General features: G+C 72.6%; 20 protein-coding genes and 1 pseudogene. 11 read left to right on the plus strand and 10 right to left on the minus strand.

Annotation, left to right across the window (positions count from 1 at the left end; genetic code table 11):
* Nucleotides 1-11: 11 nt before the first annotated feature.
* Nucleotides 12-470: a hypothetical protein gene (locus WME96_RS16640; RefSeq protein ID WP_437291096.1), complete on the minus strand. Its 459-nt coding sequence runs from the start codon at nt 468-470 to the stop codon at nt 12-14.
* 268 nt (nt 471-738) lie between these two features.
* On the opposite strand from WME96_RS16640, the gene WME96_RS16645 reads away from it, so the two are divergent.
* The 6 genes and pseudogenes from WME96_RS16645 (at nt 739) to WME96_RS16670 (ending at nt 5,698) form a co-directional block, all read left to right on the plus strand.
* On the plus strand, nt 739-876 hold the full coding sequence (locus WME96_RS16645; RefSeq protein ID WP_437291097.1) for a hypothetical protein: 138 nt from the start codon (nt 739-741) through the stop codon (nt 874-876).
* 36 nt (nt 877-912) lie between these two features.
* Nucleotides 913-1,830, plus strand: a complete 918-nt coding sequence (gene pqqB / locus WME96_RS16650; RefSeq protein ID WP_437291098.1) for a pyrroloquinoline quinone biosynthesis protein PqqB — start codon at nt 913-915, stop codon at nt 1,828-1,830.
* On the plus strand, nt 1,827-2,528 hold the full coding sequence (pqqC, locus tag WME96_RS16655) for a pyrroloquinoline-quinone synthase PqqC (RefSeq protein ID WP_437291099.1): 702 nt from the start codon (nt 1,827-1,829) through the stop codon (nt 2,526-2,528). The genes pqqB and pqqC overlap by 4 nt, the downstream gene beginning before the upstream one ends.
* A gap of 7 nt (nt 2,529-2,535) precedes the next feature.
* A pseudogene (pqqD, locus tag WME96_RS16660) lies at nt 2,536-2,796 on the plus strand (pyrroloquinoline quinone biosynthesis peptide chaperone PqqD); the annotation flags it as partial.
* A 165-nt stretch (nt 2,797-2,961) separates the two neighbouring features.
* Complete coding sequence (pqqE, locus tag WME96_RS16665) at nt 2,962-4,023, plus strand: pyrroloquinoline quinone biosynthesis protein PqqE (protein WP_437292324.1); 1,062 nt, start codon at nt 2,962-2,964, stop codon at nt 4,021-4,023.
* 94 nt (nt 4,024-4,117) lie between these two features.
* Nucleotides 4,118-5,698: an MFS transporter gene (locus tag WME96_RS16670; RefSeq protein WP_437291100.1), complete on the plus strand. Its 1,581-nt coding sequence runs from the start codon at nt 4,118-4,120 to the stop codon at nt 5,696-5,698.
* A 110-nt stretch (nt 5,699-5,808) separates the two neighbouring features.
* Here WME96_RS16670 and WME96_RS16675 read toward each other — a convergent pair whose 3' ends face one another.
* The 6 genes from WME96_RS16675 to WME96_RS16700 all read right to left on the minus strand — a co-directional run bounded on the left by WME96_RS16675 (nt 5,809) and on the right by WME96_RS16700 (nt 12,621).
* Nucleotides 5,809-6,996, minus strand: coding sequence for a polysaccharide deacetylase family protein (locus tag WME96_RS16675; RefSeq protein WP_437291101.1), 1,188 nt, complete (start codon nt 6,994-6,996; stop codon nt 5,809-5,811).
* A 324-nt stretch (nt 6,997-7,320) separates the two neighbouring features.
* Nucleotides 7,321-8,622 (minus strand): endo-1,4-beta-xylanase, encoded by a 1,302-nt coding sequence (locus WME96_RS16680; protein WP_437291102.1) that lies wholly within the window; start codon nt 8,620-8,622, stop codon nt 7,321-7,323.
* Between the two features lie 440 nt (nt 8,623-9,062).
* Entirely contained in the window at nt 9,063-9,890 is an 828-nt protein-coding gene (locus WME96_RS16685) for an inositol oxygenase family protein (RefSeq protein WP_437291103.1), read from the minus strand.
* Nucleotides 9,891-10,116: 226 nt separating this feature from the next.
* Nucleotides 10,117-11,010 carry an SRPBCC family protein gene (locus WME96_RS16690; RefSeq protein ID WP_437291104.1) on the minus strand — a complete coding sequence of 298 codons (894 nt, stop codon included), beginning with the start codon at nt 11,008-11,010 and terminating at the stop codon, nt 10,117-10,119.
* A 220-nt stretch (nt 11,011-11,230) separates the two neighbouring features.
* Nucleotides 11,231-11,845, minus strand: a complete 615-nt coding sequence (locus WME96_RS16695; RefSeq protein WP_437291105.1) for a hypothetical protein — start codon at nt 11,843-11,845, stop codon at nt 11,231-11,233.
* A gap of 212 nt (nt 11,846-12,057) precedes the next feature.
* Nucleotides 12,058-12,621, minus strand: coding sequence for a hypothetical protein (locus tag WME96_RS16700; protein WP_437291106.1), 564 nt, complete (start codon nt 12,619-12,621; stop codon nt 12,058-12,060).
* 456 nt (nt 12,622-13,077) lie between these two features.
* Here WME96_RS16700 and WME96_RS16705 point away from each other — a divergent pair, with 456 nt between their 5' ends.
* On the plus strand, nt 13,078-14,112 hold the full coding sequence (locus tag WME96_RS16705; protein WP_437291107.1) for a BON domain-containing protein: 1,035 nt from the start codon (nt 13,078-13,080) through the stop codon (nt 14,110-14,112).
* A gap of 329 nt (nt 14,113-14,441) precedes the next feature.
* Entirely contained in the window at nt 14,442-16,622 is a 2,181-nt protein-coding gene (locus WME96_RS16710; protein WP_437291108.1) for a bifunctional alpha,alpha-trehalose-phosphate synthase (UDP-forming)/trehalose-phosphatase, read from the plus strand.
* A 73-nt stretch (nt 16,623-16,695) separates the two neighbouring features.
* On the opposite strand, the gene nhaA is transcribed toward WME96_RS16710, so the two are convergent.
* Entirely contained in the window at nt 16,696-18,102 is a 1,407-nt protein-coding gene (gene nhaA, locus WME96_RS16715) for a Na+/H+ antiporter NhaA (RefSeq protein ID WP_437291109.1), read from the minus strand.
* A gap of 759 nt (nt 18,103-18,861) precedes the next feature.
* Between nhaA and WME96_RS16720 the strand changes: the two genes are divergently transcribed.
* Nucleotides 18,862-19,398, plus strand: a complete 537-nt coding sequence (locus tag WME96_RS16720) for a phosphotransferase family protein (protein WP_437291110.1) — start codon at nt 18,862-18,864, stop codon at nt 19,396-19,398.
* Here WME96_RS16720 and WME96_RS16725 read toward each other — a convergent pair.
* Complete coding sequence (locus WME96_RS16725) at nt 19,367-20,032, minus strand: histidine phosphatase family protein (protein ID WP_437291111.1); 666 nt, start codon at nt 20,030-20,032, stop codon at nt 19,367-19,369. The genes WME96_RS16720 and WME96_RS16725 overlap by 32 nt on opposite strands.
* A gap of 739 nt (nt 20,033-20,771) precedes the next feature.
* Here WME96_RS16725 and WME96_RS16730 point away from each other — a divergent pair.
* Nucleotides 20,772-21,032, plus strand: a complete 261-nt coding sequence (locus tag WME96_RS16730; RefSeq protein ID WP_437291112.1) for a hypothetical protein — start codon at nt 20,772-20,774, stop codon at nt 21,030-21,032.
* 66 nt (nt 21,033-21,098) lie between these two features.
* On the opposite strand, the gene norR is transcribed toward WME96_RS16730, so the two are convergent.
* Nucleotides 21,099-22,646, minus strand: coding sequence for a nitric oxide reductase transcriptional regulator NorR (norR, locus tag WME96_RS16735; RefSeq protein ID WP_437291113.1), 1,548 nt, complete (start codon nt 22,644-22,646; stop codon nt 21,099-21,101).
* A gap of 206 nt (nt 22,647-22,852) precedes the next feature.
* Here norR and WME96_RS16740 point away from each other — a divergent pair, with 206 nt between their 5' ends.
* The gene (locus WME96_RS16740; RefSeq protein ID WP_437291114.1) at nt 22,853-25,174 is read left to right on the plus strand and encodes a nitric-oxide reductase large subunit; all 2,322 of its coding nucleotides are present in this window, start codon (nt 22,853-22,855) and stop codon (nt 25,172-25,174) included.
* Nucleotide 25,175: the final 1 nt, after the last annotated feature.

A 25,175-nucleotide genomic window follows, 5' to 3' on the forward strand; every position in this document is an offset into this window, starting at 1 on the left:
CGGCGGGCCCCTCACAGGTCCATGACCTCGACCTGATCCGATTCGGACGCGCCCTCCGTGATGCGCAGCAGGCCGTCGACCAGGTGGCCGAAGACGTCGTCGAGGCTGTCGCCGGCGGGCGCGCCGAGCAGCGGCACCGAGTCTCCCCAGTCGCGGACGAGCATCGTCTCGCGCTCCTTCGGAGGCGGCCAGCGCAGGCTGATGACCGCGCGCGTCCGGCCGCTGATCGCCAGCGCGTCGATCGGCCGCCCCGCGAGCGCGGCCTGCGCGCGCCGGAGCTCCTCGTGGAGCTTCCGCGCCGGGAGCATCACGCGCTGCCCGCCGAGCGCCCCGGCCGCGCCGTGGATCGCCGCGAACTCCTCGCCCGGCCTCCCGTCCTCGATGTGGTGTTGAATGCTGTCGCGCAGCAGCGCGTACACGATCCAGCGCTGCTCGATCCACCCCTTCGGTCCGGAGAAAGACAGGCTCATGGCAGAATTCCTAGCCTGCTGATGGTTTGAGATCAAAATAAATTCCGCGCGTGCTCCCCGGCTCCGGAGAAGGGCGCAGTGCGCATCAGGTGCGACCCGAGGACGGCGCCGGTAGGGGCGTTCCGGATGCGATCTGTCCGCACTTCGGGCTTGACGTTCGACGTCTGGTGCAGAATCTCGTATTGCCAGGTTGTGAAGCGGCGAACGGCGCCGGCGTACGAGCCGGCGACGAACGTCGTGACATGGCGAGACAATCAGGAGGCCCCCGATGAGCTACGAAAAGCCCGAGTTTGTCGAGATCAAGATGGATGCGGAGATCGGCTCGTACCAGAGCGACTTCGATCCCATCAATTTCACGCGCCCGGCTCCGGCGGAGCGCATCGAGGCCGCGGGGGAGGCGGAGTAGGGGCGCCGGCAGGAGCACCGGAGAGAGAGCACCGGAATGCGCCTTTGCGTCCTGGGTTCGTCCGCGGGCGGCGGTCTCCCGCAATGGAACTGTGCCTGCTCGAACTGCGTCGAGGCGCGCCGCGGCTCGCCGCGCGTCCGCCCTCGGACCCAGGACGCGCTCGCGCTCGAAGCGGGCGACGGCCGCTGGTTCCTCGTCAATGCGTCCCCCGACGTGCACCGGCAGATCGAGGCCTTCCCGCCGCTCCAGCCGCGGGAGGGCCGCGCCACGCCGATCGCGGGGGTGATCCTCACGAACGGCGATCTCGACCACGCGCTGGGCCTCTTCTCGCTGCGCGAGAACACGCCGCTCGCCGTCTACGCGACCGAGCCGGTGTACCGGGGCCTCGCCGAGGGCAACACCATCTTCCGCACGCTCCAGCGCTTCCCCGGGCAGACCGTGTGGCGGCGCCTCGAGCTGGAGAGGCCCACGGAGCTCGCCGGGCCGGACGGCGCGCCGGCCGGGCTGACGGTGACGCCGGTGCCGCTGCCGGGCAAGGTGCCGAAGCACCTGGAGGGCCTCGCGCCGGCCTCGCCGGAGGACAACATCGGCCTCTGGGTGCGCGACGCTGCGAGCGGGCGCCTCGCCGCCATCGCGACGGCCGTGGGGGCCGCGGGCGAGTACGTGTCGCGCCTCGACGGCGCGGACGTCTGCTTCTTCGACGGCACCTTCTGGTCGAGCGACGAGCTCGTCCGGCTCGGCCTCGGCAAGGCGCGCGCGGAGGACATGGCGCACCTGCCCATCGGCGGCGACGGCGGGAGCCTGCAGCTGCTCGCGGGCGTCGGCGCGCGGCGGAAGATCTACACGCACATCAACAACACGAACCCGATCCTCGTCGAGGGCTCGCCCGAGCGGCGCGCCGTGGAGGCGGCGGGCTGGGAGGTGGCCGCCGACGGCCTGGTGATCGACCTATGAACGACGAGCCGCTCTCGCGGGAGGCGTTCGTCGCGCGGCTGCGCGACGAGGGCGCCCGGCGCTACCACGACAACCACTCATTTCACCAGGGGATGCACCGCGGCGAGCTCTCGCGCCGCCAGATCCAGGGCTGGGTGCTGAACCGCTACTATTACCAGACGCGGATCCCGATCAAGGACGCGCTGATCCTCTCGAAGACCGAGGATCCGGCGTTCCGGCGGCTCTGGATCCACCGCATCGTCGACCACGACGGCGCGCGCGAGGGCGAGGGCGGGCTCGCGCTGTGGCTGCGGCTCGCGGAGGGCGTGGGGCTCGACCGCGACGAGGTCGCCGGCCTGACGAGGGTCTTGCCCGCGGTGCGGTTCGCCTGCGACGCGTACGTGACGCTGGTGCGCGAGCGCAGCCTGCTCGAGGCGGTGGCCTCGTCGCTCACGGAGTTCTTCGCGCCCGATCTCATGTCCCGGCGCGTCGTCGCCTGGGAGCAGCACTATCCCTGGGTCGACCAGGGGACGCTCGACTATTTCCGCAGCCGGGTGACGCGCGCCCGGGCCGACTCGACCGAGGCGATCGACTACGTGACGGCGCGCGCGACGACGCGCGCCGCGCAGGAGGCCTGCATCGCGGCGCTCATCACGAAGTGCGACATCCTCTGGGCGATGCTCGACGCCATCGCGGCGGCCTACGGCGCCGAGGCGTGACGCCGAGATGACCCTCGCGCCCGGCGACCGGCTGCTCCTCGCCAGCAAGGCGCGGCTCGTGCGAGATCGCACCTCGGGCCGCGAGATCCTGCTCTACCCGGAGCGCGGCCTCGCGCTGAACCCGGTCGCCGCCGCGGTCGCCGCGCGCCTCGACGGCACGCGCACCGTGGGCCAGATCGCCGCCGAGATCGCGGCGTCGTTCGCCGCCGCGCCGCCGGGCGAGGTGGAGCGCGACGTGATCGCCTTCCTGGAACAGCTCGCCGCGCGCGGGCTGCTCGAGCGGCGCGCCGCGGGGGCGGCCCAGGACGACGCGGCGCGGGCGGGCAGCGGCACCGCGCGCGCCGTCGGGAACGCCGGGGACGACGCCGCGAGCGGCGCCGCCGCGCCGGGCGCCGGCGCGGCGGCGGACGCCGCGGAGCACCGCCCGTACACGCTGATCGCGGAGCTCACCTACCGCTGCCCGCTGCGGTGCCCGTACTGCTCGAACCCCATGGAGCGCGCGGGCGCCGCCGGCGAGCTCTCGACGGAGGACTGGTGCCGCGTCTTCGCCGAGGCGGCCGAGCTCGGCGTGATGCAGGTCCACCTCACGGGCGGCGAGCCGCTCGCCCGGCGCGACCTCGAGGCGCTCGTCCGCCACGCCCGGGAGCTCGGGCTGTACACGAACCTCATCACGTCCGGCGTCCCGCTCGCGCGCGAGCGCCTCGCCGCGCTGCGGGCGGCGGGGCTCGACAACCTGCAGCTCAGCGTCCAGGACGCCGACGGGGAGCGCGCCGACCGCATCGCCGGCTACGCGGCCTTCGAGCACAAGCTCGCGGTGGCCGGGTGGGTCAAGGCCGAGGGCCTGCCGCTCACGGTCAACGTGGTGCTGCACCGCGCGAACATCGAGAACGTCCCGGCGATCGTCGATCTCGCCGAGCGGCTCGGGGCCGACCGCCTCGAGCTCGCGAACACGCAGTACCTCGGCTGGGCGCTCGCGAACCGCGAGGCGCTCCTGCCGACGCGGGGCCAGCTCGAGCGCGCCTTCGCCATCGCCTCGGCGGCGCGCGAGCGGCTGCTCGGGCGGATGGAGATGGTCTTCGTCACGCCGGACTACTACGCCGCCTGGCCGCGGGCGTGCATGGACGGCTGGGCGCGCCGCTACCTGCACATCGCGCCGGACGGCCTGGTGCTGCCCTGCCACGCGGCGCACACGATCCCGGGGCTGCGCTTCGAGAGCGTGCGCGAGCGGTCGCTCGCCTGGATCTGGCGCGAGGCGCCGGGCATGAACCGCTTCCGCGGCGACGCATGGATGCCGCCGCCCTGCCAGGGCTGCGACCGCCGCGGGGTCGATTTCGGCGGCTGCCGCTGCCAGGCCTACCACCTCACCGGCGACGCCGCCGCGACGGACCCGGCCTGCTCCCTCGCGCCGGCGCATGGCATCGTCGAGGAGGCCCGGCTCCGCGCCGCCTCGGCGAGGACCGAGCCTCGCTACCTCTACCGCAGCATGCCCCGTTGAGCGCCCCTGCACGCAGCTCCCCAGGCTCCCCAGCTTCCCCGCACCCAGGTTGAGCTCCTCCACCCCCAGGCTCCCCAGCTTCCCCGCACCCAGGTTGAGCTCCTCCCCCCTCAGCTCCCCCGCGCCCGGCGCCCCTGAACCCAGATCGGGCGCCCCCGCGCCCAGGCCGTATGTCGTGCTCGGCGTCGTCGCCGTCGGCACCCTGATGTCCGCGCTCGGCGGCAGCCTCATCAACGTCGCGGTGCCGCTCGTCCGCCGGGATCTCGGGGTCGACATCGGCGCCGCGAGCTGGGTGCTCGCCGCCTATTCGCTCTCCGTGAGCGCGCTGCTCCTGCCGTTCGGCCGGCTCGGCGATCGCCACGGCAAGGGGCGCGTGTACACCGCGGGGTTCGGCGTCTTCGGCGTGGGCTCCGCGCTCTCCGCGCTCGCGCCCACGCTCGCGTCGCTCATCGCGTCGCGCGCCCTCCAGGGGGCCGGGGCGGCCATGCTGATGGCGAACGGCCCGGCGCTCACCACGGCCGCGTTCCCGCCGACGCAGCGCGGCCGCGCGCTCGGCCTGCAGGCGACGGCGACGTACCTGGGCCTCTCCCTGGGGCCGTCGATCGGCGGCTGGCTCGCGCAGCGCGCCGGCTGGCACGCGGCCTTCTGGATCAACGTGCCGATCGCGCTGGCGGGCGCGCTCCTCGCCCGCTCGCTCGTCTGGCGCGGCGCGGCCGTCGCCGCCGCCGGCGCAGCGGCCGGCGCGACCCCTGGCGTCGGGGGCGGGGAGGGCTCGCGGTCGACGACGGCCCCGGCCCGGGGCCCGGCGGCGGCCGCGCCCGACGCGCGCGCGCGGCCCTTCCCGTGGGCGAGCGCGCTCCTCTTCGGCGCGGCGCTGAGCGCGCTCCTCGTCGCGCTCACGCGCGGGCAGCGCTGGGGTGTCCTGAGCCCCGCGACCGTCGGCCTCCTCGCCCTCGGCGCCTTCCTGGCCGCGGCGTTCGTGCGGGTGGAGCGGCGGAGCCCGGCCCCGCTGCTCTCGGCCGCGCTCCTCGCGCAGCCGGCGCTCGTGGCCGGGCTCGCCGCCGCCTTTCTCCAGTACGCGGCGGCGTACATGATGCTGTTCCTGCTGCCGTTCTACCTGCAGGGGCCGCTCGCGATGACCGCGGCGGACGCGGGCCTCGTGATGACGGTGCAGCCGGCGGTGATGGCGGCGACGACCGCCGCCAGCGGCTGGCTCTCGGACCGCGTCGGCGCGCGCGCGCCGGCGCTCGCGGGCATGACGGCGCTCGCCGTGGGCCTCGCCCGCCTGGCCACGCTCGGCCCCGACCCCGGCCGCGCGAGCCTGCTCGCCGCGCTCGCGCTGGTCGGGCTCGGCTCGGGGCTGTTCACCGCGCCGAACAACAGCCGCATCATGGGCGCGGCGCCGCGCGATCAGCAGGGCACCGCGGCGGGCCTGCTCGCCGAGGCGCGCAACGTGGGGATGCTGTGCGGCGTGGCCGCCGCCGGGGCGATCTTCGCAGCGCTTGGCGGCGGGCGGCCGGGCGCTACGGCGGGGGTCGATGGATTCAGCGCGTTCGGCGCGGCGTTCCGGGGGACGATGCTCGCGGCGTCGGCCCTCGCGGTCCTCGGGGCGGGCGTGACGGCGGCGGGGTCGTCCCCGCGCGCGAGGGCGGCGCCGGCGGGCCCGCCGCGATAGCGCGGCCTCGCCGGGGCATCCCCGGGGGCTTCCACGCCGGCACCGACAGGCGTGGGGTCGGCTCCGCCCGAAGCCGCGCCGGGGAGGCGCGGGGCTCCGGGCGGATCTCGTCACGGCGCGAGCGTGACGGACTCCGGGTCGAGCGCCACTTCGTAGAAGCCGTGCGGATTCCAGGGGAGCGCGACGCCGTTCTGCTTGAGCGTGCCGCCGGTGACCGTCACGCGCACGTACTTCCCCGGCGGGAAGTGGTCGGGGAGCTGCCAGCTGTAGGTCGTTTCGCCGCCGGACTGCATGCTGGTGCCGGAGGTGACCGCCTTCTGGCCGCGCCAGTAGGCGCCGATGTTGACCACGCTGTCGAGCCACATATCGCCGAGATCCTTGGCGTGCTTGACGTGATCGACGAAGGCCTGGAGCCCCACGGGCTGGTACGCGCCGTCGCTGCCGCCGGTGAAGCCGTGCACCAGGACGGTGCGCCACTTCTTGCCCGTCCGCGCGCTCGTGACCTGCTCGTCGAACGCCGCCGTCGAGGCGCCGGTCGGGGGGATATAGCAGGGCAGCGTGAACGGGTCGGTCGAGTCATTCGGGCCAATCAGGGCGTTGGACACGCCGCGGTTGATGAGGAACCGCGTCCGGGCGATGCCCGTGTACACCGCCGAGCCGTTCGGGGCCGCCATCGTCCACACCTTGATCCCGAACTTGTCCTCGATGAATTTCGTCGCGGCGTCCGTGTCGGAGCCGTCGTCGTTGCTCGAGTGACTCTTCGAGTGATTGCCGAGCTCGTGCCCGTCGTCCAGCGCCTTTTGCCACACCGGATCGTTCGATTCGCTCTTGCCGGTCTGCAGGTAGAAGGTGAACGGCACGCCGAGCGCGTTCAGCGCGTCGTAGTTCTGGATCTGGCTCGAGTTCGAGTCATCGAATGTGTACGACACGGCGCCCGTGAAGCCGGCCCAATCGATGACCTTGAACCCGCCCACCGCGCCGGACGGCTTCGCCACGTCGGCGGCGCCGGGGGGCGTCGGAAGGCCGGAGTCGACCGGCGGTACGCCGCCGCCCGAGCCTCCACCGCCTGTCGCGACGTCACCGCCGCCGCCGCCGTCGCCGCCGCCGCTGCCGCTGGCGCTGCTCGATGCGTCAGGGCCTCCGGTCGACGCCGAGGTGCTGCCGCTCGCAGGGCCGGATGTGCCGCTACCGGTCGTGCTGCTGGCTTCCGCGGTCGGATCACCACCGCTGCCGCCAGAGCCACCCCCGCCCCCGCCGTCATCGCTGCAGCCGCTGACGTGCAGCGCGCCCAGCAACAACAGAGAACCGAGCGCGAGTGACGATGATGCAGGAAAATTCCCGAGAAAGTGTAGTCGCGAAAGCTTTGACATGGTGACAAATATTCCCACAAACCGCGCAGATGATCACCATCCATGCGAGCTAAACGCATCGCGTCGGCATCTCGTTGGCGGGGGGTTGGGGCGAGCGCCGCATCGACGGGGAGCCCCGTCGAATTTTCATGGTGACACGGCGATCGCTGGGTCGCGGGCAGGGCGTGCTCGCCGCGTCGCTCGGACGCCAGCGCGCGAGCTCGTTCAGCGGAGCGGCGTCGAGCCGACGCCGCTCGCGGTTCCGAGGAGGGACTAACGGCCCATCAGGGCGTCCATCACCCGGTTGTAAGTCTCCTTCTTCTGATACTGGTCATTGAAGAGCAGAGACTGAGAGCTCTGCCCGTTGCACAGCGCCCCGCTCCAGGAGTTGAGCCACGACCTGCCGTCGTTGATCCCCCAGAAGGTGATGGCCTTGCACTCGGGCATCACGAAGCAGGCCTCGACGATGTCGTGGTAGTACGTGAGCTGTTCCTCTGCGGTGACCTGATTGCTGCAGCGGTTGATGTCCATCTCCGAGATCAGCACGTCCAGGCCCAGATCGGCGAAGCGCCTCAGGTTTGCCGCCACGTCCGCGCCGCCGGCCTCGTTGTTCGGGGGGCCGATGTGCATCTGGAACCCGACGCCGTCGATCGGGACTCCGCGCTCGACCATCCCCTTGATCATCTCGTAGACATAGTCGGCCTTGTCGTTGAGCGCGTCGATGCTGTAGTCGTTGTAGTAGAGCTTGGCGTTCGGGTCTTGCTCTCGCGCGATCTCGAAGGCGAGGTCGAGGAACCTGTCCCCCAGCGCGTTGAAGAACACCGAGGGCCTCATGCGGGGATTGCCGACGCCGGTGTCGCTGTCGGTGATGACCGCCTCGTTGACCACGTCCCAGGTGTCGATGCGGTCCTTGAAGTGGCCCATCACGTTCTCGATGTGCCTGCGGATGGCCTGCTCCACCTGCGCCGCCCCGCTCAGCGAGTTCGCCCATCCCGGCAGCTGGTTGTGCCACACCAGGGTGTGACCCTTGACCTTCATGTTGTTGCTGCGCGCCCAGTTCACGATGTTGTCTGCGTTACCCCAGCTGAACTGCCCAGGATTGGGCTCCAGCGCGTCCCACTTCATCTCGTTCTCGGCGGTCACGTAGCTGTGCTCGGCCGCAGCAACGCGCTTGTAGTCTCCATTGTTGAGACCACCGCCGGAGATGGCCGCGCCGATCAGGATGGGCGGGTTCGCCTTCTCACCGGCCTCCCTGAGGCTGTTGGCGCTCGCAGCAGGCGTCCTGACGGCCATGCCGCCGCCCGAGCCACCGGTCCCGCTCGCCGAGGAGCTGGCGTCGCCCGTCGAGGTGCTCGCGTCGCCCGTCGAGGCGCTGGTGCCGCCCGTCGCGCTGCCCGTGCCGCTCGTCGAGGCGCTGGTGCCGCCCGCCGAGGTGCTGGTGCCGCCCGTCGCGCCGCCCGTGCCGCTCGTCGCGCCCTGGCCGCCGGCCCCTCCTGCCCCGCCGTCACCATCGTCCGAGCAGCCGATGGTACACAGGAATGCCGAGAGTAGAAGGGTAAAGGGTGCTGACCTCATGTTCGCGTCCTCCGGAGAAAAAGGGGGTCGCCCTAATTCTCGCGAAACGGCGCAGTTTTCAAGAAAAAAAAGACTCCTTACTATCCTAATTCCAATTCCCGCAAAGCGGCGCCTTGATCATCACCGGGGCCACACTGCGCGCGGGCGGGCACCCGAGGTGGTGCCGCAGCGGAAGCCGATCGGCGGCCGTCATCCGGCCCACAGCGTCACGATGCGATGCCGAGAGACATCGGTCCCCGGCAAACAATTCAGTCCCGACACAGAACTTTATTCTGATGAGAGTGTGCGTCCCAGGCGGACAGGTGGGACGCCCGACGCCTGGCTCGCCGCTGACCTCGGCTCGGCGCGCAGGCCTGCTCGACGTCCTCCGCCGCGGTGCGCTGTGGGGGTCGATGGGACAGGCGGGGTGACCGATCGAGGACAGCGCCTCCGCCGGCCCCTCACCAGCGGAGCTCGGCCGGCAGGAACTCGGCGATCAGGTCCTCGTAGAACGGCTTCAGCCGCTCCACGTCGGGCGGGGCGTCGGCCTTCGAGTACAGATCGTAGGGGTTGAACCGCCGCACCCACTCCATCATCCGCCGATCTTGCTCGTTCATCAGGCGTCCGTACGCGCCCTCGCGGTGCGCCGCGTAGAACGAGTGGTATCGGATCATGGCGAGCGCCTCGGGCGGCAGGTGGTCCTTCACCACATGATACAGATACTCGTCGTGCCCCCACGACATGTGCACCTGAGAGAGCCCCGCGCCCTCCTCGTAGATCCCGCACGGCGTCTGGTACGCCGGGTTCGCCCTGTCCGGGTTCCGCGCGAAGAGCTCGGGGAAGACGATCCGGTCCGAGGTGGCGCAGCCCACCGGGAAGGTGTCGCCGACAACGGCCCACTGCGGCTCGCCCCACGTACACAGGATCTTCCCGGCGTCGTGGATCAGCGCTGTCAGCACGAACCACCGCGGCTGCCCGTCCCGCCGCGCCGCCTCCGCGGACTGGAGCGCGTGCGCGATCTGCGACAGCTCCGTGTCCGGATCGCTGTCGTCGACCACCTGATCGAGCAGCTCGAGCGCCTCCCACATGCCCATCCGGCGCCTGTCGAGGCCGAGGTACTGCCGCTCTTTCTCCTGCACGAAGGCCAGCGTCTGCCCCTCGTGGTTCAGCCGGTAAAGCTCCTTCACGCCCGGCCTCGCCTCGGCGCCGTAGTCGCGGAACGGCGAGGCTCCCTGCGTTCCCGCCGCGCTCCCCTCCACGCCCGACGACTGCTCACGTTGCTGGCTCATCGCGCCGGCGCATAGCGCTCCATTCCGGCCAGCGCCAGCGCCCGATCGAGACGTCGCGATCCGCGTGCTCGCCTGAAGCGGCACCAGGACACCGAACGGCTTGAAACCCCGAGAAAACGAACCACAGAGGCACAGAGGGCACAGAGTTTATTGTTTTTCCTCTGTGTCCTCTGTGCCTCTGTGGTTCAAATCTCTTCATCCTGGGTGTTTCGAGCAGATCGGCGCTCTAGAGGTCGCGGAGGGTCACCTCATCGGCGTGGATCGTGGTCTTGCCCTCCTCGATCAGGGTCTTGAGGCGCGCGAGGTCCTCATCCATCGCGAGCTCCGGATCGGCGCCGAAGAGCGTCGCGACGGCGCCCGCGGGCGGGGTGTACGACAGCCCGATGTCGAGGCGGGTGCCCTCGGGGTCCTCCTCGAGCCGCACGATGCCCTCGCTCTCGATGGGCTCGCCGGGCAAGCTCCGCCAGGCGACGACCTCGTTGGGCACGAGCTGCGTCAGCTCGGCGTCCCAGGTCACGGGGATGCCCGCCGGGCCAACGGCGGTCCAGCGCATCCGGCCGTCGCCCACCGTCTCCACCCGGCGCAGGTGCGACATGAACCGAGGGAAGCTCTCGAACTGGATGAACGACAGGAACACGTCCCGGATCGGCGCGCGCACCGTGATCGTCTTGCGGAAGGCCACGACAGGGCGGGGCGCGCCGACGTCGAGCGCGCCCCTGGCCGGTCGGTCGCCGATCTCCCGGAGCAGCAGCGCAGCGCCGGCCACGCCGAGCAGGGCCCCGAGCGGACCGCGGCGCCTGATCGCGTAGCCCACGAGCCCCACGCCGAGCGCGCCCAGCAGCAAGCGCGCGGCGGGCGACCCGCTCGCCCGGGTGAGATCGCGCCGCTCGCCGGTCGGGGCGAGGTCGCGCGGGCGCTCGTCGAGCAGCGCGCCCGCGCGGTGCGCGAGGCCCACGGCCTTGTCGACGGCGCTCGCCCGACGTCGCGCGCCGCCCGCCGGGTCGAGCGTGTACATCAGGCCGGCGCCGAGGCCGAGCGCGGCCGCGACGACCGCCGTATCGCCGAGATCGTGCCGCCTGCGTAGACCCACCGATCGCAGCACCCTGTCGAAGACGTTCATCGTGGTTCTCCTCCGTACCTCGTCCGGCTGCGGCCCCGGGATGAGACCCGCTCCGCGCGCCGTGAAAGCTCGAAACCCGGCACCGCAGGGCAGATGGGCCCGTCGCCCCGCAGCCGACACCCAGGCTCGTGCGGATTGAGCGGTCGGGGTGGGCCTTATGGGGCGCGCGGCGCTCGAGGGCGCGAGCTCCGGAGGCGGCGCGCGCCGGCTCCTGCGCCGGTCAGCGCCGCAGGATGGCGGCCATGCGGCCGGAGACCGTGGTGCCGCTGAGGACAACGGCCGACCCCAGCGCGAGCAGGCCGACGAGCGTGAGCACCACGGGATCGATGCCGACGAGCGCGAGGATGCCGAGCACGACAGCGCCGGCGCCGACCAGCGTCTGCAGGCCGGAGGCGGCCACCGACGCCTGGCGGGAGACGTCGCCGAGGCGCTCGTGCGCGACCGGCGCGTCGAGCGTGCCGAGGTCGGCGGTCGCGCCGCCGCCGAGCAGGAGCGCGCCGCCGAAGACGATCACCGCCACCGGGAGGAGCACCGGCGCGGCGATGCCGACGAGGGCAAGGATGCCGAGCACGATGCCCGTCGCGCCGCCGATGAGCTCCGCGCCGGTGCCGCCGCCGAGCTCGGCGCGCGTGTCCCACCCGACGGGGAGATCGCGGAGGCGCGCGGCGACGGCGCTGCCGTGCGCGAGCAGCGCGACGCCGAGGGCAATCGTGGCGATCGGGACGAGGTAACCCTCCAGGGTGCCCGTCAGCGCGAGGATCGCCAGGACGACGGTCGCCGCCCCGCACGCCACCTCGGCCAGCGAGCCGCCGAGCAAGACCCGGGGTGACCTCACCCGCTCAGAGCTCAGGCGGGCGCTCGGTATCGTCTTCGTCCCGGCGTCCTCGTTCCGTGCGAACCGTTCACGATCTTCGGGCCCCATCGTCGCCATGATTCCCCCCTTCTCGCGTCGACGCCCTTGCAAGGCGCGACGCGCGCTCTCCACTCCACTGCACCTCCACTGCATCGGGTGCGCCACGCGCGCCGGGCGCCTCTGCCGGGCGACGCTCACTTCGCGGGCGTCGTCGGCTTCATCGTGGGGGCGCCGCCCACCGCGTCGATGCGCTGCTCGAGCTCGCTCAGCTTCTTGTCGATGTCGGCTTTCGCCGCGCTCCATGGCTGCTTCGTGTCCTTGCTGAGCTCGTTCAGGGTCCCGATCACCTCGCGGTGCTTCGCCTCGATGTCGTGCAGCCCCTGGTCGACAGCGCCCCGATCCACCGCGGGCACGGTCGGCGCCTGCGCCTTCAGCTCCGCCGCCCGCAGCTCCAGGAGCCGAGCCCGCTTGCGCGCATACTCGATGTACTCCTCCTTCGTGTCTTGCTGCGCGCTCTTGAGCGCCTCCTGGAGCTCCCGGCGCTCCTTGGCCACGTCCTTCTGCGCGCTGGCCTGCTCCTCCCCGGCCTTCTTCCTGGCTTCGGCGCTCTTCTGATCGGCCTCCCGGCGCGCCTCGGCGACCTTCCGATCCGCCTCGCGCTGGCTGCGGGCGATCTCCTCCTGCGACTCCTTGCCGGCCTGCACGACGTCCTCACCGGGCTTCCGGTCACAGGCGACCACGAGCGCGGCGGCGGCCATCGCGGCGAGTAATGATGCGGTCCTGTGGAACATCACGAGTCCTCCTTTTCTGGATCCAGAGTTGCTTCACCCACGCTCGACCCGATGTGTGCATGATGGCAGCCACCCGAGCTGAGAGGCTGCGGTGCCCTGCTCACGGGGCACGCGACAGTCGCATGCAAATTCATGCCCTGAACGCGGCGTGCGGGCGGACGAGGCCTGCGCCGGGCCCGGTCGGGGCCCGAGCTCAGCGGCCTCCTGGCCCAGGAAGCGGGCTCTTCAGCCATCGCCTGATGTGTCCATCCGTGCTCGGGTCGATCCCGGCGTGAGATAAGGCATGTTCCTCATTGCGATTCACGGCGGTGCGTCCCACCGTAGCGGCCCATGCGATGGACTGAGCGCGCTGTTCGCTGTCGCAGAGCCATCGCGAGCACGCTGCGTTTTTGTGGCTGAACAACGCTGACAAGGAGCGGTGCCATGCGAGATCGATTCGGCAGGGACATCAACTACGGACAGGGCGATCGCGACTGGGATCGATGGGACCGGGACGAGAGCCGCGCCTCGGACCACGACCGCGACTACGGGCGTACGACGCAGCGCGGCTACGGTGACTACACGCTTGATGAGGGCCGCTTCGCTGCTGGACGCGAGCGTGGTCACGGCGACTACGACCGCGGCTTCAGCGGCTACGGCCGCGACGAGAGCCGCGGTTACGGCCGCGACTACGGCCGGGAACAGGAGCGCGGCTACGGCGGTTACGGCCGAGAACAGGAGCGCAGCTACGGCGGCTACGGCCGCGACGAGAGCCGCGGCTACGGCCGGGAGCAGGAGCGCGGCTTCGGCGGCCACGGCCGGGAACAGGAGCGCGGCTTCGGCGGCCACGGCCGGGAACAGGAGCGCGGCTTCGGCGGCTACGGCCGGGAGCAGGAGCGCGGCTATGGCGGCTACGGCCGGGAACAGGAGCGCGCCTATGGCGGCTATGGCCGGGAACAGGAGCGCGGCTATGGCGGTTATGGCCGGGAACAGGAGCGCGGCTGGGGGCGCGACCAGGACCGCGGCTTCGGTCAGGGGCTCGTTCGCGACGTGCGCGACGCGGGCCGCTCTGCCATGCAGAGCGTCAGCGGCGCGCTGAGCAGCGCCGGTGACCGCGTGCGCAGCGCGCTCGGCCGTGGGCCCAAGGGCTACAAGCGCTCCGACAGCCGCATCCTCGAGGACATCTGTGAGATGCTCTCGGATCGCGACGACATCGATCCCAGCGAGGTGACCGTGCGCGTGCAGAACTGCGAGGTCACGCTCGAGGGTACGGTGAACGAGCGCCACCACAAGCGCATCATCGAGCAGGTCGCCGAGAGCGTGCGCGGCGTCGATGACGTGCACAACCAGATCCGCGTCCAGCGCCCTGGCGCGACGACGACCGTCACCTCGGCGATCGGTACGATGGGCACGACCGGCACGACCGGCCCACAGCAGAGCTCGGCGCGCCCGATGGCGAACGATCTGGCGCGCCGCTGAACCTCCCCACCTCGACGCCGCGCCGTCCGCCGGCGCGGATGCCCCGGGACCGCGGCCGCCGCGCCGTTCGCGCGGCGATCGACGCACGCGCGCCCCCGATGCGCCGGATCAGCTTGCGCGACGTCGCTCGATATGTTTTGAGTTCAAAGTAATCGAGCTGCTGCGCCTGTCCGCGGTGAGCCGCGGGCCAGCGTCGCGCTTTTCGTGTCCGACGCCTCGCGGCCTCGCGGCGCGCGGCTCTCCTGTGCCCGGGCGCGGCGCGCCCGGCCGAGGGGGGCGCGCCCCGCGCGGCCAGCGGCGCCCGGGCCACCGCAGAGGAGGGGAGTTCCATGGCTCGACTGCTCATCGTCTCCAACCGTCTCCCGATCAGCGTCCGCGTCGACCGCGGCGCGCTGTGCCTGACGCGCTCCTCGGGGGGCCTCGCCGCCGCGATGCGCGGCCCTCACGAGCGCATGTGCGCGGTCTGGATCGGCTGGCCGGGGAGCGTCGCGGGCCTCACGCCGGAGCAGCGGCAGGACGCCGACGCGGCGCTCGCCGGGATCCGCGCCGTGCCCGTGCACCTCGGCGCCACGGAGCAGCACCGCTTCTACGACGGCTTCTCCAACGGCGTCCTCTGGCCCCTGTTCCACTACCTGCTCGACAAGGTGAACCTGGACGCCGAGCTCGACTGGGAGGCCTACCAGCGCGTCAACGAGCGCTTCGCCGACGCCGTCGCCGAGCAGTACAGGCCGGGCGACGTGATCTGGGTGCACGACTACCAGCTCATGCTCCTCCCGGCGCTGCTCCGGAAGCGCCTCCCGGGGGCGCAGATCGGCTTCTTCCTCCACGTCCCGTTCCCGTCCGCCGACGTGTTCCGCAGCCTCCCGTGGCGGGAGCAGATCGTGCGGGGCCTGCTCGGCGCCGACCTGCTCGGCTTCCACACGGCCGGCTACCGCAAGAACTTCGCCGCCTCGGCGGCGCACGTGCTCGGCCTGGATCCGGACGAGGCGGCGATCGAGCACGACGGGCGCCGGGTCGCGCTCGGGGTCCATCCGATCAGCATCGACGCGGCGGAGATCGAGCGGCTCGCGGCCCACCCCGCCGTCCGCGAGGAGGCGGCGCGGATCCGCGCGGAGGCGGGCGGCCGCAAGATCGTGCTCGGGATCGACCGCCTCGATTACACGAAGGGGATCCCGCGCCGCCTGCTCGCGATCGAGCGCTTCCTCGAGCGCGAGCCGGAGCTGCACGATCAGGTCCGCTTCATCCAGCTCGCCGTGCCCACGCGCGAGATGGCCGGCGCGTACGCCGAGTTCCGGCGGGTCGTGCACGAGATGGTCGGCCGCATCAACGGCCAGCACGGCACCACCTACGCGACGCCGATCCACTACATGCACCGCTCCGTGCCGCTCGACCAGGTGGTCGCCCTCTACCTCGCGGCCGACGTCATGCTGGTCACCCCGCTCCGCGACGGCATGAACCTCGTCGCGAAGGAGTACGTCGCCGCGCGGATCGACAACGACGGCGCCCTGATCCTGAGCGAGTTCGCCGGCGCCGCGTCCGAGCTGGCCGAGGCGATCTCCGTCAACCCGTACGACATCGGCTCGGTCGCCGCGGCCGTGAAGCGCGCGCTCACCATGCCGCGCGCCGAGCAGCAGACGCGGATGGCGGCGCTGCGCCGCCGCGTGGCCACGCACGACGTCCACGCCTGGACGCAGTCGTTCCTGGACGACCTCGACGGCGCCGCCGCGCCTGCGTCGGAGCTGGCCGCCCTGACCCCGCGCCGGGAGGTGCCCGAGAGCGTCGTCGAGCGCGTCCGGCTGGCGCCGCAGCGCGTGTGGATCCTCGACTACGACGGCACGCTCGTCCCGTTCGCCCCGGTGCCCGACCTCGCGGCGCCCGACGAGGAGCTCCTCGCGCTGCTCCGGGCGCTCTCCGAGCGCGACCGCGTCCACGTCGTGAGCGGCCGCCCGCGCGCCGACATCGAGCGCTGGTTCGGCGCGCTGCCGCTGCACCTGCACGCCGAGCACGGCTTCTGGTCGCGCCCGATGGCGTGCGACGACTGGGTCCCGCTCGAGTCGGACGCCGCCGCGTGGAAGGGCGAGGTCCGGGCCGTACTCGAGGACTTCACCCGGCGCACCCCGGGCAGCTTCATCGAGGAGAAGACGGTGACCCTCGCGTGGCACTACCGCACGGTCGAGCCCGAGCTCGCCGGCGAGCACGTCCGCGAGCTGCGGGCGCGCCTCGCGGAGCGCGTCTCCGCGGACGCCCTCGAGCTCCTCGGCGGCGCGAAGGTCCTGGAGATCCGGCCGCGCGGCGTCCACAAGGGGCGGGTCGTGCCGCTCATCCTCGACGACGTCCCGGCGCGGGCGGAGGTGATCGCGATCGGCGACGATCGCACCGACGAGGACATCTTCGCGGCGCTCCCGCCGTCCGCGTGCACCATCCACGTCGGGAACAAGAGCAGCCGCGCCGCCTACCGGCTCCCCGACGCGGGCGCGGTGCGCAACCTCCTGCGCTCGATCCATGCCTGATGTTCCGACCCCCGGGCGGCCGAGCGGGGGAGATGCGGTCGGCGCGGAGCAGCGCGTCGGCCGCGCGCGGCGGCTACTTCTCCGCCGACGTCTCGGCCTCCTGGAGCGTCCGCGCCGCGCCGGGCACCGGGGCCCCCGAGAGCACGAGCCGGCCGACGAGGAGGCCGATCACCGCCGCGATGGTCGAGGCGACCAGGATGCCGAGCTTGGCCGCGGCGAGCTTCGCGGGGTCGTCGAAGGCGAGGCCCGCGATGAAGATCGCCATCGTGAAGCCGATGCCCGCGACGCAGCCCACCACGGCGATCCCCCGCCAGCCGACGCCGCGCGGCAGGGCGCAGACGCCGAGCCGGACCATCGCGAAGCTCGCGAGGAAGACGCCGAGCGGCTTGCCGACGACCAGCCCGAGCATGACCCCGAGCAGGATCGTCCCGGAGGCCCCGTGGCCCAGCGACGAGCCGTCGACGCGGACGCCGGCGTTGGCGAAGGCGAACAGCGGCATGATCCCGTAGGCGACCCAGGGGTGGAGCGCCGCCTGGAGCCGGAGGACGGGCGGCAGCGCCTCGCGCTGGGCCGTCTTGATCTGCCGGAGGGGGCTCAGCAGATCGTCGGCCCGGTGGCCCTCGCGCCCGGCGAGCTCGCCGACCTCGTCCAGCACGCGGCGGGCCGCCGTGAGGAAGCCGTGGCTGCCGAACCAGGAGCGCACCGGCGTCAGCAGGCCGACGACGACCCCGGCGATCGTCGGGTGGACGCCGGCGCGGAGCATGCCCCACCAGAGCACGGCGCCGGGCACCACGTAGGCCGCGGGGCGGCGGACGCCGAAGCGCTGGAGCACCAGCACGGCCAGCCCTCCGCCGGCGGCGACGAGCAGCCCGGTCCACGCGACGCCCGACGAGTAGAAGAGGGCGATGACGATGATCGCGCCGATGTCGTCGATGATCGCGAGCGCGAGCAGCAGCACGCGCAGGGCAGGGGGCACGCGCTTGCCGAGCAGGGCCAGCACGCCCACGGCGAACGCGATGTCCGTCGCCGTCGGGACGCCCCAGCCGTGCCGCGAGGCCGGCGACGCGTTGAGCGACAGGTAGAGGAGCGCGGGCGCGATCATGCCGCCCACGGCCGCGGCGACCGGCAGCGCCGCGCGCTTGAGATCCGCGAGCTCTCCCTCGTGGATCTCGCGCCGGATCTCCAGGCCGACGACGAAGAAGAAGATCGTCATCAGCCCCTCGTTGATCCAGAAGTGGAGGGGCTGCGCGAACACGAACGAGCCGACGCCGATCGTGATCGGGACGTGCCAGAGGTGCTCGTACGCGTCGCCCCACGGCGAGTTCGCCCAGGCGAGGGCGATGACGGACGCGATCAGGAGGACGATCCCGCTGGCCGCCTCGACATGAAGGAAGCGATCGAGCGGGCCGAGGACGCGCTGGGCGAGGCGTCGCGCGGGGGCCCAGGTTCCGGGGGCGAGCTGAGGATGGGATCGATGCAATGGACCGCCAGGACGCGAGCGGCGTCGCGCGTTGGGGGAAGGCGGCCCGACCGTCCCGTGACTACCTGTCGCGGCGCTCCACGGCCACGACACCCGCGCCGGAGGATACTCGTCCGGGCCGTCGGATCCAGCGCGAACGAGCCAGCCGGGCCGGGGCCCGCTGCGGAGGACCTTGAGCGCCCGCCGCGGCGCGGTGAGCTCGATCCGGATGCGCAGCGTGGAATGTGAGCTGGCCGCGACGCATGGTCAGGTCCGGGAGGTGATGGATGACGGGGGATGCTCTCGATCGCGCCGCGGTGGCGGCCTTTCTCGTCGCGCGACACGGCGACGCGCTCTGCGACGCGGCCATCGACATCCGCCCGATCCAGGGCGGGCTCTGCTCGGACGTCGCGCTGATCACCGCGCGGCTGCGGGGCGGCGCGAGGCCGCGCCGCGTGGCGCTGGTGGCCAAGCTCGCGCGCGGCGCGACCGCGCGCGAGGTGACCGTTTACCGGCGGCTGTCTGGCTCCGTCGCGCGGCGCTTCTCGCCCGAGCTGCTCGGAGCGCGGCGGCTCGGGCGCCGGCGCTGGCTGCTCTTCCTCGAGCGCATCGTCCCGGCGCACCCCTGGCCCTGGACCGACAGCGCGCACACCGCCCGGGTGCTCGACCGGCTGGCGCGGTTCCACGGGGAGCCGGCGACGGGCGCCCCCCCTGCCGGCGTGGGATTACGAGGCCGAGAGCCTCGCCGCCGCGCGGAGCGCCCTCTCGCTGGCCGAGCGCGTGCCCCGCGGCGAGGTCCCCGCGCTCGCCCGGGCGCTGCCCGCGCTGCGGCGGGTCGTCGCGGCGCTGCCCGTGATGCGCCGCCAGCTCCTCGCGTTCCAGCCGCTCGGCAGCGCCGTGATCCACGGGGACGTGCACCCGGGCAACGTCATGATCCGCCGGCGCGGCGGCGTCGCGGAGCCGGTGCTGCTCGACTGGGCGCGCGCGCGGGTCGGCTCGCCGCTCGAGGACGTGAGCGCGTGGCTCCAGGCCCTCGGCTACTGGGAGCCGGAGGCGAGGCGCCGCCACGACACGCTGCTCGCCGGCTACCTCGCGGCGCGCGGCCTCTCTCCCGCGCTGACGCGGCCGCTGCGCGACGCCTACTGGTTCGCGGCCGCGTCCAACGCGCTCGCGGGGGCGCTCGGGTACCACCTCTCGCTCTTGCTCGCGGGCGGGGCGGGCCAGCCCGGCGCTGCGCCCGACGCGCGCGCGGCGGCGGCCCGGAACGCGGCGGACTGGCTGCGCGTCATCCGCCGGGCGGACGCGTGCTGGCGCTGACGCGCTCGCGGCCGTCGAGGTGCTCGCGGTCGTCGAAGCGCAGCAGGGCGCCGCGCTCGCCCTGCCACGAGACCGCCGTGAGGCTGGCGTTGCCGGGCCGGAACGGCTCCCAGCGCGCGGGCGGGATGCCGTGCAGCGCCCCGAGGATCTGGCCGATGACGCCCGCGTGCGTGACAACGAGCACGCGCTGCCCCGGGTGGGCCGCGGCGATGGAGCAGACGGCGGCGAGGCAGCGGGCGCGGAGCTCGCGGTAGCTCTCGCCGCCGGGCCAGCGGAAGTCGTCGTCGTCCTGGCGCAGGTTCGCCTCCCAGAGCGCGGCGTGGCGCGCCTTGACGTCCTCCATCGGCGCGCCGTCCACGTCGCCGCAGGAGATCTCGCGCAGCCCGTCGTGCGGGCGCACGGGGCCGCACGCGCCCGCCGCGATCTGCGCTGTCTCGATCGCGCGGCTCAGCGGGCTCGCGTACACGGCGTCGAACGCCGGGCCCGCGGCGAGGCGGCGGCCCAGCGCCTCGGCCTCGCGCCTGCCTTGCGCGTCGAGGGGCGTGTCGGTCCACCCGCTCATCGGTGTCCCGGGACCGGCCCGGTTGCCGTTGGTGCGGCCGTGGCGCACGAGGATCAAGAGGCAGGGTTGCATGGCTCAGGCGCGCTCAGGGCTGCTCGGCGCCAGCCTGGAGCGCCGGTCTGCTTGAAGCACCCAGGAATGAAGAGATTTGAACCACAGAGGCACAGAGGGCACAGAGGAACAACAAAAACTCTGTGCCCTCCGTGCCGCTGTGGTTCGTTTTCTCGGGTTTTCAACCTGTTCAGTGCTCCGGTACGAGCGGTGGCCGCGAGCTTCGCCCGGGGGAGCGATCTGCACTACAATGTCGCCCATGTCGTCTTATTTTCCTGGAAACGGGCAGCGTTGCTGTGCTCGCCGCGACGTGGCCGCATCGCTTTCACTCCTCCTGATCGGCGCGCTCGCCACGCTCTCTGCGTCCGTGGTCGGCTGCGAGGCCCAGGAGCGCAGCTTCGGTGATCAGGGGGGCGGCGGCTCCGTCGGCGATGGCGGATCGAGCCCTGGGTCCGGGGCGAGCTGCACCGCGCCGTCAGATTGCCGTGCTCCGTCGGATCCATGTCAGATCCCGGCGTGCGTCGACGGCAGGTGTGGTGTGGCGCCGCTCCCGGAAGGTACCGAGATCGAGCCGGTGGACGGCGACTGTCAGCGCACCGTCTGCGATGGACACGGTGGCCAGGTCGTGATCCCCGCGGACGAGCTTCCGGACGATGGCAATCCATGCACCGTCGACGACTGTGATGGGACGACGCCGAGGCACTCGCCCCAGCCCGGGTGGTCTTGCCCAGGTGGCGAGTGCGATGACACCGGTAGATGCGTGTCGTCGGGGCCGGTGCGGTGCGTGGACGACCTCGATTGCGGCCTCCCGGCGGATTGTCAGCGGAGCAGCTGCATCGCCGGCGCCTGCGTGGGGGAACTCGCCCCGGCGGGGAGCCCGTGCAACGACGGCCTGTCCGAGTGCGACGGCGCAGGCGAGTGCCTCGGCGCCGAATGCACCGAGGACAGCGATTGCACGGATTGCGGCTGGTCCGACACGTGTATTTGCCTGGGCGGGATGTGCTTCATCCTGGAAGAATGAAGAGCTCCGGGGCGGGCCGCCGCGGCTTCGGGGGCGCGGCGGCGGACGCGCGCGCCGCGCGCCGCCTCACCGCAACCCGAGCCGCTTCGCGAGGTGGTGCAGGTTGCTGCGGTGCATCCCGAGCGAGCGCGCCGCGGCGGCCCAGTTGCCGTCGTGCTGGGCCACGGCCCGCTGGATGAGGCCGCGCTGGAACGCGTCCACCTGCGCGTGCAGCGGCGCCTCGGCGTGCGGCGGCGCCTCCTCCGGCGCCTCGCCGCCGCGGCCGGCGGCGGCCGCCGGGAGGCCCGCGCCGAGGTGGCCGGGCTCGACGACCACGGGCGCCCCGCGGGGCACGCCGCGCGACGCCTGAAGCACCATCCGGAACAGCGTGTTCTCCAGCTCGCGCACGTTGCCCGGCCAGGCGCCGCTCATGAGCAGCGCGCGCGCCGCCGGCGTGAGCCGCACCGGGCCGACGCCGAGCCGCGCGCGCGCCTCGTCGCAGAAGTGGCCGGCGAGCAGCGGGATGTCGCTCCGCCGCTCGCGCAGCGGCGGCACGGCGACGCGAACGACGTTGAGCCGGTGGAACAGGTCGGCCCGGAAGCGGCCCTCGGCCACCTCCTTCTCGATGTCGCGGTTCGTGGCCGCGATGACGCGGACGTCGACGCGCAGCGACCGGTCGGCGCCGACCCGCTGCACCTCGCCCTCCTGGAGCGCGCGCAGGAGCTTCGGCTGGATCGACAGCGGCAGCTCGCCGATCTCGTCGAGGAAGAGGGTGCCGCCGTCGGCGACCTCGAGCTTGCCGGGCCGGTGGTGCTCCGCGCCGGTGAAGGCGCCGCGCACGTGGCCGAACAGCTCGCTCTCGGCCACCGACTCGGGCAGCGCCGCGCAGTTCACGTGGAGCAGCGGCTCGCCCCGCCGCGCCGACGCCGCGTGCACGGCGCGCGCGACGAGCTCCTTGCCCGCGCCGGTCTCGCCCGTGATCAGCACCGTGAGATCCGACGGCCCCACGAGCGCGATCTCGTCGCGCAGCTTCTCCATCGCCGGGCTCGTCCCGAGCAGCCCGGCGCCCCGCTCGCGCTCCGCGGCCCGCCGGAGGTCGTCGGCGACCAGGCCGAGCCGCTCGGCGCTGTGCTCGAGCGCGTCGATGAGCTGGCTCGTGCGCACCGCCGCCCCGGCCAGCGCGCTCAGCCACGAGAGCGTCTCCTCGTCGACCCGCTCGAAGGCGCGCGGATCGAGGGCGTCCGCGGTGAGCAGCCCGAGGAGCGCGCCCTCGACGCGCAGCGGGCAGCCCAGGCAGGCGTGGACGTGCGCCAGCGAGGTCGCGTCCGACGCGAGCAGCCCGTCGAACGGATCCGGAAGATCGGTGTCCGGCGGGAAGCGCACCGGCGCCGCGGCGTGACAGAGGATGTCGAGCCGCGGGTGCTCCCGCGCGCGGTACGTGCGCCCGAGCGCCTCCGGCGCGAGCCCGTGCGCCGCGAGCGGCACGAGCACGCCGTCCCGATACCGCATCAGGCACGCCGCGTCGCACGGCACCACCTGCCGCACCGCCTCGAGGAGGCGCCGGTAGCGATCCTCGGCCCCCAGCGACGTCGTGAGATCGAGCGCGACCGACAGCAGCGCCTCCAGATTCGCCATGTTGTCGAATGTACAACTTTGTTGTTGAATCTACAACGTAGAACTGTTGCTAAATATACAACGATCGCAGCTTAGATCAACAAAAACAAGTGCTTGCAGGTGAGGCACGCCGCCTGCTTCACGGCCTCCTGTCACGACCGGAGCACCGGGCGCCGCGCCGCGGAAGGCGCGGGTGCGCTGCTGCTCACGCGAACAACGAGGTCGATATGCATAGCCTAAGGCGACTCTGGCTGGCGCTCGCCGCCGTCATCACCGCTGGATTCTTGATTCTCGGCTTCATGGGACGGGAGGTGTACCGGAAGGCCCCGCCGATCCCGGAGCGGGTGCAGACGCCGTCCGGCAGGGTGTTGCTGACGAAGGACGAGCTCCTCGACGGGCAGCTCGTCTATCAGAGCATCGGCGGACAGCAGGTCGGCAGCGTCTGGGGGCACGGCGCTTACCAGGCGCCGGACTGGTCGGCCGACTGGCTGCACCGCGAGGCCGAGGCGCTCCTCGCGATCTGGAGCCATCGAGAGCACGGCGCGCCGTTCGCGGCGCTGCCCGACGAGGCGCAGGCCGCGCTCAAGGCCCGCCTCCAGAAGACGATGCGCCACAACGGGTTCGACGCGGCGACCGGGACGCTCACGGTGTCCGACGATCGCGCGATCGCGATCGAGCAGACCGCGGCGCACTACCGCGCGCTGTTCGGCGACGAGCCGGGGCTCGCCGGCCTGCGCGAGAGCTACGCGCTCCACACGGGCGCGGTGCCCGACGCGGGGCGGCGCGACAAGCTGACGGCGTTCTTCTTCTGGACGGCGTGGGCCTGCGCCGCGGAGCGCCCCGGCACCGGCGCGAGCTACACGAACAACTGGCCTCATGAGCCGCTCATCGGCAACGTCCCCACGACGCCCAACGTGATCTGGTCGATCGTGAGCATCGTGCTGCTGCTCGCCGGGATCGGCGCCCTCGTCTGGTACCACGCGTTCCGCCGCGGCGAGGAGCCGCCCGCCCCGGCGCCGGCGCGCGATCCGCTGGGAGGGTGGGAGCTCACCCCGTCGATGCGCGCCGTCGGCAAGTACTGCGTCGTCGTGGTCGCGCTGCTCGTGCTCCAGGTCGCGCTCGGCGCGCTGACCGCGCACTACACGGTCGAGGGACACGAGGTCTTCGGGCTGCCGGTCGCGGACTACCTCCCGTATGCGGTGACGCGCACCTGGCATGTCCAGCTCGGCGTCTTCTGGATCGCGACGGCCTTCCTCGCGGCGGGGCTGTTCCTCGCGCCGGCCGTGGGCGGGCGCGAGCCGAGGGGGCAGCGGCTCGGCGTGAACGTCCTCTTCGGGGCGCTCGTCCTCGTCGTCTTCGGCTCGCTCGCCGGAGAGTGGCTGTCGGTCAAGCAGCGCTTCGCCCTCGAGATGTCCTTCTGGTTCGGACACCAGGGCTACGAGTACGTCGACCTCGGCCGCGCCTTCCAGATCGCCCTCTTCGGCGGCCTCGTCCTCTGGCTCTTCCTGATGCTGCGCGCGCTCTGGCCCGCCCTCGCGCGGCGCGACCTGAGCCGGCACATCGTGCTGCTCTTCACCGGCGCGACGGTGGCGATCGGCATGTTCTACGGCGTGGGCCTGTTCTACGGCGCGAAGACGCACCTGTCGGTCATGGAGTACTGGCGCTGGTGGGTGGTGCACCTCTGGGTCGAGGGGTTCATGGAGGTCTTCGCCACGGCGGCGATCGCGTTCCTGTTCACGCGGTTCGGCCTCGTGCGGCCCGACAGCGCGGCGCGCGCCGCGATCCTGTCCACCTGCATCTTCCTCGTCTCGGGCATCCCCGGCACGTTCCACCACCTCTACTTCAGCGGCACGCCGGTCTCGGTCATGGCCGTGGGCGCGAGCTTCAGCGCCCTCGAGGTGGTGCCGCTCGTCCTCGTGGGGATGGAGGCGCACGAGACCTGGCGGATGCAGGACCGGAGCGCCTGGATGCAGGCCTATCGCTGGCCCATCCAGTTCTTCGTCGCGGTCGCGTTCTGGAACTTCGTTGGCGCGGGCGTGTTCGGATTCCTCATCAACCCGCCGATCGCGCTCTATTACATGCAGGGCCTCAACACGACGCCCGTGCACGCGCACGCCGCGCTGTTCGGGGTCTACGGGCTGCTCTCGCTCGGCCTCGTGCTCGTGATGCTCCGCCGCCTGTTCCCGCATGCCGTCTGGCGCGAGGCGCGGCTCCGGGTGGCCTTCTGGGGGATGAACGGCGGGCTCGGGCTGATGATCCTCCTGAGCCTCTTGCCCATCGGGCTCGCGCAGGCGTGGGCCAGCGTCGAGCGCGGGCTCTGGTATGCGCGGAGCGCGGAGTTCCTGCAGCAGCCGGTCCTCGAGGCGCTGCGCTGGATGCGGCTCGTCGGAGACAGCCTGTTCATCGTCGGCGTGGCGGCCTTCGTGTGGTTCGTCGCGGGGCTCTTCACCCGCCGGCCGGCGGGCGCCGCCTCGGCGAGGCCCGAGGCGGCGGCGGGCGAGGCGGGCGAGATGCCCGCTCCGGTCGCGAGCCGCGCTCCGGCGGCCTGAC

Source organism: Sorangium sp. So ce406 (assembly GCF_051474675.1).
GTDB classification, from domain to species: domain Bacteria; phylum Myxococcota_A; class Polyangia; order Polyangiales; family Polyangiaceae; genus Sorangium; species Sorangium cellulosum_G.

Coding starts and splice junctions, on each gene's coding strand:
- WME96_RS16640 (WP_437291096.1), bottom strand. CDS start 470: ATGAGCCTGTCTTTCTCCGGACCGAAGGGGTGGATCGAGCAGCGCTGG.
- WME96_RS16645 (WP_437291097.1), top strand. CDS start 739: ATGAGCTACGAAAAGCCCGAGTTTGTCGAGATCAAGATGGATGCGGAG.
- pqqB (WP_437291098.1), top strand. CDS start 913: ATGCGCCTTTGCGTCCTGGGTTCGTCCGCGGGCGGCGGTCTCCCGCAA.
- pqqC (WP_437291099.1), top strand. CDS start 1,827: ATGAACGACGAGCCGCTCTCGCGGGAGGCGTTCGTCGCGCGGCTGCGC.
- WME96_RS16680 (WP_437291102.1), bottom strand. CDS start 8,622: ATGAGGTCAGCACCCTTTACCCTTCTACTCTCGGCATTCCTGTGTACC.
- WME96_RS16685 (WP_437291103.1), bottom strand. CDS start 9,890: ATGAGCCAGCAACGTGAGCAGTCGTCGGGCGTGGAGGGGAGCGCGGCG.
- WME96_RS16690 (WP_437291104.1), bottom strand. CDS start 11,010: ATGAACGTCTTCGACAGGGTGCTGCGATCGGTGGGTCTACGCAGGCGG.
- WME96_RS16700 (WP_437291106.1), bottom strand. CDS start 12,621: ATGGCCGCCGCCGCGCTCGTGGTCGCCTGTGACCGGAAGCCCGGTGAG.
- WME96_RS16705 (WP_437291107.1), top strand. CDS start 13,078: ATGCGAGATCGATTCGGCAGGGACATCAACTACGGACAGGGCGATCGC.
- WME96_RS16710 (WP_437291108.1), top strand. CDS start 14,442: ATGGCTCGACTGCTCATCGTCTCCAACCGTCTCCCGATCAGCGTCCGC.
- WME96_RS16725 (WP_437291111.1), bottom strand. CDS start 20,032: ATGCAACCCTGCCTCTTGATCCTCGTGCGCCACGGCCGCACCAACGGC.
- norR (WP_437291113.1), bottom strand. CDS start 22,646: ATGGCGAATCTGGAGGCGCTGCTGTCGGTCGCGCTCGATCTCACGACG.
- WME96_RS16740 (WP_437291114.1), top strand. CDS start 22,853: ATGCATAGCCTAAGGCGACTCTGGCTGGCGCTCGCCGCCGTCATCACC.